Annotated in this window: 11 protein-coding genes and 2 pseudogenes; 11 read left to right on the top strand and 2 right to left on the bottom strand. The window is 35.9% G+C overall.

Translation table 11 applies throughout. The annotated features are described in order from the left end of the window. Positions 1 to 11: 11 nt before the first annotated feature. Complete coding sequence (locus tag J4O15_RS10490; protein WP_208100710.1) at positions 12 to 1883, top strand: RHS repeat-associated core domain-containing protein; 1872 nt, start codon at positions 12 to 14, stop codon at positions 1881 to 1883. Between the two features lie 378 nt (positions 1884 to 2261). Here J4O15_RS10490 and J4O15_RS10485 read toward each other — a convergent pair whose 3' ends face one another. After that, positions 2262 to 3554 carry an IS110 family transposase gene (locus J4O15_RS10485; protein WP_208099890.1) on the bottom strand — a complete coding sequence of 431 codons (1293 nt, stop codon included), beginning with the start codon at positions 3552 to 3554 and terminating at the stop codon, positions 2262 to 2264. Positions 3555 to 3647: 93 nt separating this feature from the next. After that, positions 3648 to 3842, bottom strand: a complete 195-nt coding sequence (locus J4O15_RS10480) for a hypothetical protein (RefSeq protein WP_208100709.1) — start codon at positions 3840 to 3842, stop codon at positions 3648 to 3650. A gap of 7 nt (positions 3843 to 3849) precedes the next feature. Here J4O15_RS10480 and J4O15_RS10475 point away from each other — a divergent pair, with 7 nt between their 5' ends. The 10 genes and pseudogenes from J4O15_RS10475 to J4O15_RS10430 all read left to right on the top strand — a co-directional run bounded on the left by J4O15_RS10475 (position 3850) and on the right by J4O15_RS10430 (position 9972). Continuing rightward, positions 3850 to 4296, top strand: a complete 447-nt coding sequence (locus J4O15_RS10475) for a hypothetical protein (protein WP_208100708.1) — start codon at positions 3850 to 3852, stop codon at positions 4294 to 4296. A gap of 27 nt (positions 4297 to 4323) precedes the next feature. Next, complete coding sequence (locus tag J4O15_RS10470; protein WP_208100707.1) at positions 4324 to 4686, top strand: hypothetical protein; 363 nt, start codon at positions 4324 to 4326, stop codon at positions 4684 to 4686. Then, positions 4676 to 5215: an RNA 2'-phosphotransferase gene (locus tag J4O15_RS10465; RefSeq protein WP_208100706.1), complete on the top strand. Its 540-nt coding sequence runs from the start codon at positions 4676 to 4678 to the stop codon at positions 5213 to 5215. Before J4O15_RS10470 ends, J4O15_RS10465 begins: the two co-directional genes overlap by 11 nt. Before the next feature lie 117 nt (positions 5216 to 5332). Beyond that, a complete protein-coding gene (locus J4O15_RS10460) occupies positions 5333 to 5818 on the top strand; it encodes a hypothetical protein (RefSeq protein ID WP_208100705.1) in 486 nt (161 codons plus the stop codon). Between the two features lie 130 nt (positions 5819 to 5948). Further along, entirely contained in the window at positions 5949 to 6488 is a 540-nt protein-coding gene (locus J4O15_RS10455) for an RNA 2'-phosphotransferase (RefSeq protein ID WP_208100704.1), read from the top strand. Positions 6489 to 6602: 114 nt separating this feature from the next. After that, entirely contained in the window at positions 6603 to 7094 is a 492-nt protein-coding gene (locus J4O15_RS10450; protein WP_208100703.1) for a hypothetical protein, read from the top strand. Positions 7095 to 7285: 191 nt separating this feature from the next. Continuing rightward, positions 7286 to 7648 carry an SMI1/KNR4 family protein gene (locus J4O15_RS10445; RefSeq protein ID WP_208100702.1) on the top strand — a complete coding sequence of 121 codons (363 nt, stop codon included), beginning with the start codon at positions 7286 to 7288 and terminating at the stop codon, positions 7646 to 7648. Continuing rightward, positions 7638 to 7748: pseudogene (locus tag J4O15_RS10440) on the top strand (RNA 2'-phosphotransferase); the annotation flags it as partial. The gene J4O15_RS10445 and the pseudogene J4O15_RS10440, both read left to right, overlap by 11 nt. Positions 7749 to 7761: 13 nt before the next feature. Next, positions 7762 to 8725 (top strand): annotated as a pseudogene (locus tag J4O15_RS10435) (PDDEXK nuclease domain-containing protein). 488 nt (positions 8726 to 9213) lie between these two features. After that, on the top strand, positions 9214 to 9972 hold the full coding sequence (locus tag J4O15_RS10430; RefSeq protein WP_009220707.1) for an SAM-dependent methyltransferase: 759 nt from the start codon (positions 9214 to 9216) through the stop codon (positions 9970 to 9972). The last annotated feature ends 23 nt before the right edge of the window (positions 9973 to 9995 follow it).

Raw genomic sequence — 9995 nt, 5'->3', positions numbered from 1 at the left:
TCTATGATGCAATGGGAGAGCGAGTTCTTACCAAAGAACTGAATGCCGACGGTACCTTGGAAAGTAAATACAGGCTAAATGATATAAGCTTTGAAGATACACAGGTGCTTTCTGTTTATAATGACAGTTCAAAAACAAATTTAATATACGGAAATGAAAGGACAGTTGAACTTTCAACCGGTACTGAGAGTATATTTATAACAGATGAAAAAGAAAGTGTATTAGGTAGAATCGGAGACGAAAACACGTTCTATACACCATTTGGAGATAATGAAGATACAAATTTTATTGATACTCAAAAAGCTTTAATAACCGGCTTTGGATTTGATGGAGAATGGAAAGATAGTACAGGATTATATTATCTAAGAGCCAGATATTATGATCCGAATACCGGGGTGTTCTTATCAGAAGACAGTGTAAGTGGAGATATAGAGTCGGCGATCAGCTTAAACGGATACAGCTTTGTAGAAAATGACCCTGTCAATTATACCGACCCAAGCGGAAATACAAGAAACAGGGGGAAATCCTCAGGCAGAGGTAAGGGTGCAAAGGGAAAGCAGGTAAGTAAAAAGTCAACCGCAAGTGCTAAGGGAAAAGCTTCAAATAAATCCAAATCTCCAAAACTGAAGATGCCGAAGATATCGCCAAAGGCAAAAGCACAATCAAAGAGACAGGATAAACCAAAGAATTCAGGCAGAAGATTAGGTAAGCAAAATATAAGACAAAGTACAAATCTGTCAAGAAGCTTTGGAAGAAGAACTGCTAACAGTTATTCTAAAAACCATTCAAAGAATGTTAACGCAAATGTAAAGAGGTCAGGGAGAAATACCGCCAACAGATTTGCATCAAGTATACGACCAAGACCTGTGGTTGCTAAGCGTGTAAATGAAAAGTCAAGAAAAAGCTTTATGGGTGTTATAAACAAAAAAATACCGCCTAAAAGAAATAATAACAGTGTTGATACAGCAAAGGCTAAAAAGGCTTTTCAAGATATAAACAAGAATAATGAGGACTTTGCAAAAAGGGCAAAGAAAAATCCGATACTTTATTTGTATTCAGCTTATGGAGCAATAGATTCCCTAAATACAAATATAAAGAACCTTAAAGCACTTGAAGAAGCAGGGGTTATAAAATTACCGAACATAGGTATACACTATGATAATCTAAGGAATACCGTTATAAGAGAGAGTACAAAAGCAGGAAACTCTGTATACGCTGCAAATATACCTATAATATCAAATGGACTCGGAAGATTCCTTGGAGCTACAAATATGCCGAAGAATGCCGGCTTAATGTCTACAATAGGGGCATACTATAGAGGAGTGTATATAAAGGGATTTTTGGGTACTGCGGACGGTATTTATAGTACAGTGGCACATCCTATAAAAACGGTAGAGGGATTAACAGATATAATAGTGAACCCCGGGATGTTAGTGAAAGCAGTAAAAAACTATACAAATGAAAAGATAATTCATGGAAGTAGTGAGGATAGAGCAGAGCTTTTAGGACATGCAGCATTTGAAATAGGCTTGGCTGTAGTTGCAAATGGTTCTGCGAAATCCGGAAAAGGGGCTAAAAAAGCAATTGGATCATCAAAAGCCGCTGATATAGCAGATGATGTTAGTGATATATCAAATGGATCAAAAACCTCATCAAAAATATCCGGGATTGGAGATGAAATTGTAGGCGGTTCAAATATAAAGCAGCCGTCAAAGATAATTTACCCCTCAAAGGCTGCAGAGATTGGAGAGCAAGCAGGTGATATAGCAGGTATTGATAAGAAAATAAATCCTATCAAACCTCCTCATATAATCAAGTGTTTTTTGTTGAAAATTCAAAGTTTTTTGACCTTGTCTATCTCAGTAAATAAGCCAGAGTTATGAACATTTCGGTGTATCGGGTACTGAAATAGCGGTAAAAGGGTACACGAAATAAAACGTCATTGATTTTCGCTTTACTGGCCTTGTGTATACCCATCCCTCTATGGCAGCTAACCTCCTATATCCACCAGGATCATCTCTGTCTCCAGAGGTCCTAACTTCCTTCGTCCTGCCTGCCCATAACCAGGGTGTCAGCTATGCTCCTTTACGGGGTCATGCCCCATGGTTACAATTCCTGCCGACTACCGGCTCATTCTTTGTATTGTTGATTACTGACTCGATTCCTGTACCAGCACTGTGATCAGTGGACGCTATCTGCTACATTCTGCTTTGTTTAGTGACCGCCCATAGGACGGCCGACGTATTGATTACATTGTACGCTTATGCTACCTGCAGATATACTGCCGGTCTCTTTATATCACCAACCAGCTTTTTTGGATCATAGTCCACGCCCTTGGTCAGCATTGCAAAAAAGACACGGAGCAGCTTTGCCGCCACAGCCATCAGCGACTGCATCTTCTTTAAGGGATTCAGCTTTCTGGTTGTATAGTATGAATGGAGTTCCCTGAACTCCGGATTCTTTGACACAAGGGACATTGCAACCTCGAAGAGCAGATATCTTAGTCTCTTTCGACCTCGTCTGCTTATTGTTGTCTCACCCTTATGTTTACCCGAACTATTCTCAACCAATGCTAAACCTGCAAGTTTCTGCAATTCTTTTGGGTTATTGAAGCGGCTTATATCGCCTACTTCAGCCAGGAATCCCGACACCGTCTTGATTCCTACTCCCTTAATTTCCAATAGCTTTTCAGCCATTGGAATCTGTTTTACCAGCTCTTCAATCAGAGCTAATACTTCCTGAAGACGACTATTTCCGGACTCATAATCCTCTAGAAGCATACGTATTTCCATCCTCGCAGATATTTCACCTTCTTTGCTTCCAACACTGTGCTCAGCAGCTTCTATCAGGGTCTTTGCCCTCGCTTTCCCAACTGCTCTCACCTTCGCATCTCGCCAGATTTGGTTCACCCCATCGATACCCAACGTCAGGATATCTTCCGGAAGTGGCGCCACCTTAAGAATCAGCATTCCGCTTTTAGCATTCGGATGCCCGTACACTGTTTTGTATTCAGGAAAATATATATTGAACCAACGACTGATCCTGTTCTGAATTCTTGTAAGCTCCGCTTGTAACTGAAATCTCATGTTAGATGCAGTTCTAAGATCTGCATAAACACCGTCTGGTAGGTATGGGATCATGTAACGTCCCTCTCTAACTAGTCCTGCTATGACTTTCGGATCCTTACGATCATTCTTTGTCGGATTGTTATCGTCGAGTTCTTTTGATTTCTTTACATGATGAGGATTCACAAGAACCGGCTTCATCTCATTGTCCTGAAGGAACTTACCAAGATTAAACCAGTAGTGGCCGGTAGGCTCCATTCCGGGAACCACCTTGTCCTTACCATGCTTTTCTTTGATGTCCAGAACCCATGCCTTAAACGTCACGAATCCGGCCTTATCATTACTAAACTTGAATGGTTTCTTAGAATACTCGATTCCTCGGTAATCAAAAGCTCTGGCATAATGCGTTTCACTTCCGACATCGATTCCGAGCACCAAAGTAGTTTCTGTAATTGCTTTAATTTTTGCATTTTGTGTGTTAGACTTCATTGTAGATACCTCTCTGTTTGATAAGATTTACCAACCTGCCAGTCAGTAGTCTTATTTTACTCTGAGGTATTTTCAATTTTCAACGTCCACCATTTAAACTATACAGGAAGCTCCTTTAGAAATACCTGAACCGAATAAGCTGCCTATAGAAGCACCTGAACCGAATAAGTCACCTATAGAAGTACCTAAGCCTAAGAATCCGTCTATAGAGTTACCTAAGACGGAAAAAACACCTATAGAGATACCGGAGTCTAAAAATCCTCCAAAACTGCCTGATATAACAGACACACCAAAGATGCCTGAGCCCCAAAAGCCGATAGATAAAGTTGATGATATAGCTAAAGAAAAGCCTTTATATAAAGAGTATATAAAGCCTATAAGTAAGACAGTTAATCCAAAAGAAATAAGATATAGCCAAACATCTGTTAATGATTCTGAGGTACTTATAGAAAGCATGAAAAAATATGGATGGATTGGAGATCCCATTGACATAGTTGAAATGCCGGATGGATTGTATACAACACTAGATAATACCAGAGTTGTAGCTGCAAGAGAAGTAGGTATAGAAGTTCAGGCTAATATCCATGGCTATAATGATATCATACCTGAATCGAGTATTGTGGAAAGATTGACAACGCCCAAAGGAGTCCCAGTAACATGGGGGGATGCAGTTAATTTGAGAATTGGCAAACAAAAAGCTTCTTTCAGAAATAATAATCCATTTGGATCATTTGATATGTAGACAATAAAATAGAAAGGAAGTATAGAATTGGAATTATTTAATGTAAGTAGTATATATAAGGAGTTTGAATATCCTAAAGAATTTTTAAAAATTGTTCATTTAGGATTAGTGAATTTTGATTTTTGGTATTTGATGGATTATGCTCAAACGGAGTTGAGAATAAAAGGATTAAAAGAAAGATATCCGGACAGAAAGTTGGTTCCTTTTGCAAGAAGAGGTGACAATGATGATATAGCTTGCTTTGATATCGACAGAGATGGAAGGGTACAAAAAATCCATGATTTTGCAAGTGCAGGATGGGAACAGAGAAAGGACTATGAAAGCTTTTGGGATTGGTTTAGAGAAGCGATAGACGAGATGATAGAAGAAGGGGAATACGATGAAATATGAAGAATTAAGTAGGGAAGTTTCATATGCACTTCGCCATGCACCATGGGAGTATGAACTTGAAATGGATGAAGAAGGTTGGGTAAGTATAGAACAGCTTTTGAGCGCTCTAAATACAGAAGGTAAGTTTGGAAATATAACTCAAAACGATTTGGTTGTTATGATTGATAAGTCTGAAAAGAAAAGACATGAAATAAATGCAGGAAAAATAAGGGCTATGTATGGTCACTCCATACCGATGCATATAGTAAAGGAAAAGAAGATTCCACCTGATAAATTATATCATGGTACTACAAGAAGATTTATTGAGAGCATAAAAAAGAACGGGATTTTACCTATGAGCAGACAATATGTACACCTGTCGACCGATATAGATACAGCAACAAAAGTAGGACTTAGGCGTGACAAGAGTCCATGTATATTGGAAATTGATTCTAAGAGAGCATATGAGGACGGAGTGGTATTTTATCATGGAAATGAAAAAGTATGGCTGGCAGATATAATACCAACATGTTATATAAATGAATTATAAATATTGACGCAATATATAATATGCCTGAGCCTGATGCAGGATGGATTTACAAAAATCCTGATACATATAAAAAGGAGAGTAAACACTAAAAAATAATTTAAGGAGTACATTAAGATAATGGGAGCATCAGCGTCAATATTTAGAAAAGGTAAATATGTAACAGAAAAAGACTTGGATATAATAATTGATATATTTACAGAAATGGGATTTTATTCAAGTAATAAAGTGGATATGAGTTCAGGTGAAAGAGTGTGTTTAAGTGTGAGTTTTTTTAATGATGAGTGGGTAAGAAAGTGGGATGAGGACGAACTTGATTCATTAGATGATAATGACCATATTATAATTTACTTCTATCCTAATGTGGAAATAGAGCTTGGAGAATATATTCCAAGTATGGGAGAAGAAGTACCGGATTACCTTAACTTTGAAGATATTTCAGGTAGAGGCAGATTATTACTGGAATTTTTGCATAGATATTTTAAATTGTTTCCGGAAGATGTATTTATGGAAAGTCACTTTTATACAAAGGATGATATAGATAAGTTATATGCGAAGGTACCATGGAATGAGACTTGGATGTATGAGGATCCTAAAACATTCTAAATTATACTATTGATATTTTTTAAGAGGAGCTGTTTTATATCTTAACAGCTCTTTTTTACTAAAAAAGTTGATAAACTTAAAGGTTGGTTTAGAGAAGCAATAGACGAGATAATAGAAGAAGGAGAATATGATGAAATATGAAGAATTAAGCAAGGAAGTTTCATACGCACTTCGCCATGCACCGTGGGAGTATGAACTTGAAATGGATGAAGAAGGCTGGGTAAGTATTGAACAGCTTTTGAGTGCTCTGAATACAGAAGGTAAGTTTGGAAATATTACTCAAAACGATTTGGCTGTTATGATTGATAAGTCTGAAAAGAAAAGACATGAAATAAAGGCAGGAAAAATAAGAGCTATGTACGGGCATTCTATACCAATGCATATAGTAAAGGAAAAGAAGATTCCACCTGATAAATTATATCATGGTACTGCAAGGAGATTCACTGAGAGCATAAAAAAGAACGGGCTTTTACCTATGAGCAGACAATATGTACACCTGTCAGCCGATATAGATACGGCAAAAAAAGTAGGGCTTAGGCGTGACAAGAGTCCTTGTATATTGGAAATTGATTCTAAGAGAGCATATGATGACGGAGTGGTATTTTATCATGGAAATAAAAAAGTCTGGCTGGCAGACATAATACCAATGTGTTATATAAAGGAATTATAAGTATTGACGCAATATATAATATGCCGGAGCCTGATGCAGGATGGATTTACAAAAATCCTGATACATATGATAAGAGTAAACACTAAAAAATAATTTAGGGAGTACATTAAGATAATGGGAGCATCAGCATCACTGTTTAGAAAAGGTGAATATCCGACAGAAAAAGACTTGGATATAATAATTGATATATTTACCAAGATGAAGTTTTATTCAAGTGGTAAAGATAAAGATAAATTAAGTACAGGCGAAAGTTTTAGTATTAGCTTTACTAATGATCATTGGAGAAGAAGATGGGATGATGAAGATTATCAATGGGATTCGCTGGATGATAATGATCATATTATAATTTATTTTTTTCCGAAGCCAAAAGAATCACATAAATACTATATTCCAAGTATGGGAGAAGAAGTGCCAAGTTATATTATTTTTGACGATATATCAGGTAGAGAAAGACTTTTTCCGGAATTTCTGCACAGATATTTTAAGCTGTTTCCTGAGGACGTATTTATGGAGGAGTACTTTTATACAAAGGATGATATAGATAAGTTATATGCGAAGGTACCATGGAATGAAATTTGGAGTTATGAGGATCCCGGCACATTTTAGATTATATTTCGTAGTATAAGTTTTTTTAAGAGGGGCTACTTTATATCATATAGCTCATCTTTACTAAGAAAGTTGATAAACTTATAAATTGCAGTAATTCATTCATTTACAATTGAAGAGCTCCATTAAGAAGTAATAATCCATTTGGGGTATTTGATATGGAGACAATAAAATAGGAGGAAATTATAAAATTGGAATTATTTGATGTAAGTAGTATATATAAGGAGTTTGAATATCCTAAAGAATTTTTAAAAATTGTTCATTTGGGATTGGTTAATTTTGATTTTTGGTATTTGATGGATTATGAGCAAACGGAGTGGAGAATAAAAGGATTAAAAGAAAGATATCCGGACAGAAAGTTGGTTCCCTTTGCAAGAAGAGATGACAATGATGATATAGTTTGCTTTGATATCGACAGAGATGGAAGGGTGCAAAAAATCCACGATTTTGCAAGTGCAGGATGGGAACAGAGAAAGGATTATGAAAGCTTTTGGGATTGGTTTAGAGAAGCGATAGATGAGATGATAGAAGAAGGAGAATATGATGAATTATGAAAAGTTAAGTAAGGAAGTTTCATATGCACTTCGCCATGCACCTTGGGAGTATGAATTTGAAATGGACGAAGAAGGTTGGGTGAATACAGAACAGCTGTTAAGGGGTGATAAAAATGGATAAAAAAGATTTAGCTATTATAGGAGGTGGCGAATATAAAAAATTTCTCTTAGATTTAAAGGGAAAAGTTAGACGCAGTCAATTAAAAGCAGCAGTAAAAGTTAATTATGAGTTGCTTGATTTGTATTGGAACTTGGGGAAAGAAATTGTTGAAAAACAAAAGCAATATTCTTGGGGTGATAGTTTTCTAAAATTATTGAGCAGTGATTTGAGAAAAGAATTTCCGGACATGAGAGGATTTTCAGCCGAAAATTTAAAACATATTAGATATTGGTATATCTTTTATAATGATTACCTAATCGGGGTACAAGCTGTAACCCAATTATCGGATATTGAAAGAAGGATAAAAAGTATTCCTTGGGGACATAATCAAAGGATTATGTATAAGTGTAAAGATGTGCAAGAGGCATTGTTTTATGTAAATAAAACAATAGAAAATGGTTGGAGCAGAACAGTTTTGGAGCATCAGATTGAGGGTGATTTATACATAAGACTTGGAAAGGCGGTTACCAATTTCGATAATAGATTACCGGATGTACAATCAGAGCTTGCGAAACAAACAATCAAAGACCCTTATAACTTTGATTTTCTAACAATAAGAGATAAATATGATGAAAGAGAGTTGGAAGAAGCATGTTCTACTACACTCTTATGTTGTAGTAGAATTAAAGACAGAAAAATTTAAGCCGGAATTTGCAGGTCAACTTAATTTTTATGTTACGGCTGTAAATAAAAATATGAAATCAAATAGTGATAATCAAACTATAGGAATACTAATTTGCAGAGATAAAGATAATGTAGTCGCTGAATATTCGCTTGAAAATATCTCACAGCCAATAGGAATAAGTAAGTATGAAATAAGCAAATTACTTGAACAGGAATATAAAAGTAGCTTACCATCTATTGAAGAAATAGAAGAGTCTATAAAAGAATTAGATTCAGAAAAACGGAAAATATAAAAATATCCGTTTGACTGATGATGAATACCAAAGCCTGAAAGATAAATTACAAAATCATATCAAAACAATCCGAGCTAAAGGCGTTTTTGTAAAAACAGATGTATTGTGACAGTATTATAAAAAAGGAGATTTGTATATGATATATGAGGGAAGAATATTATAAAAATCTGAGGGCAGTAAGATATCTATTGGTTTCAGTATATGGAAAATACTTGATACTATGAACTACAATAGAAGAGTGATGAATAATATTGATATAATATATAATATTTTTTATTTTTAATATTGACTTTTACTGTAGATATATCTAAAATTTTGAGTGAGCCGGTTATTTGGCTTAGTATATTTTTTAGTATTTAAGTATATTTGTACTTGTGAATAACCCTGATAAAACCCAATACATATGTGTTTGGTTTAAAGGGTAAATTTTCATCTATGGGTTAGTAAAACCTAACCAGTAAAGAGCTTTTAGTTTAAAGGAGGAGATTATGGCAGAGAAAGGTCATGAATTTTTGGCAAGAATAGGTAAGACAAGGTTGAGACCGGGTGGAGTGGTGGCTACCGATTGGTTACTTGAGAAGGGAAATATCAAGGCTGATTCAAAGGTTTTGGAGGTGGCTTGTAATATGGGAACCACCTTGATTCATATAGCAAAGAAATACGGCTGCGATATTGTAGGAGTGGATTTGGATGAAAAAGCGGTTGAAAAGGCAAAAAAGAAGATAAAAGATAATGACCTGGAAGACAAAGTAAAGGTTATGGAAGGTGATGCCTTTAAGCTTCCTTTTGAGGATGAGAGCTTTGATGTTGTGGTAAATGAAGCCATGCTGACAATGCTTTTGGGTGATAAAAAGGAGAGAGCATTAAAAGAATATTACAGAGTATTGAAGCCCGGCGGGGTTGTATTAACTCAGGATGTTGTTTTAATCACTGATGATGAAAATAGGGCAAGGGAACTTCGTATCGGTCTTAGCAGGGCTATAAATGTAAATGTGGAACCGCTTATAGAAACGGAGTGGAGAGCCTGCTTTGAAAGGTCCGGATTTCAAGTGGAGGAAAAGAGCGGTCCGATGAGTCTTATGAGTATTCCCGGAATGATGAAGGATGAGGGTATTTTTGGAGCATTCAGTATTATAAGAACAGGATTACAGGATTTTAATAAGGAATACTTTCAAAGGATGCGTTCATTTATGATGGATAATAAAAAAGAACTTGGATATATATGCTTTGCGGGGAGAAAAGAATAAAATATATCATGATAAGGCTTATA

Source organism: Lachnoanaerobaculum sp. Marseille-Q4761, assembly GCF_017565785.1.
In the GTDB taxonomy this organism is placed as follows: Bacteria; Bacillota; Clostridia; order Lachnospirales; family Lachnospiraceae; genus Lachnoanaerobaculum.
This window is presented reverse-complemented; position numbering and strand designations above follow the sequence as displayed.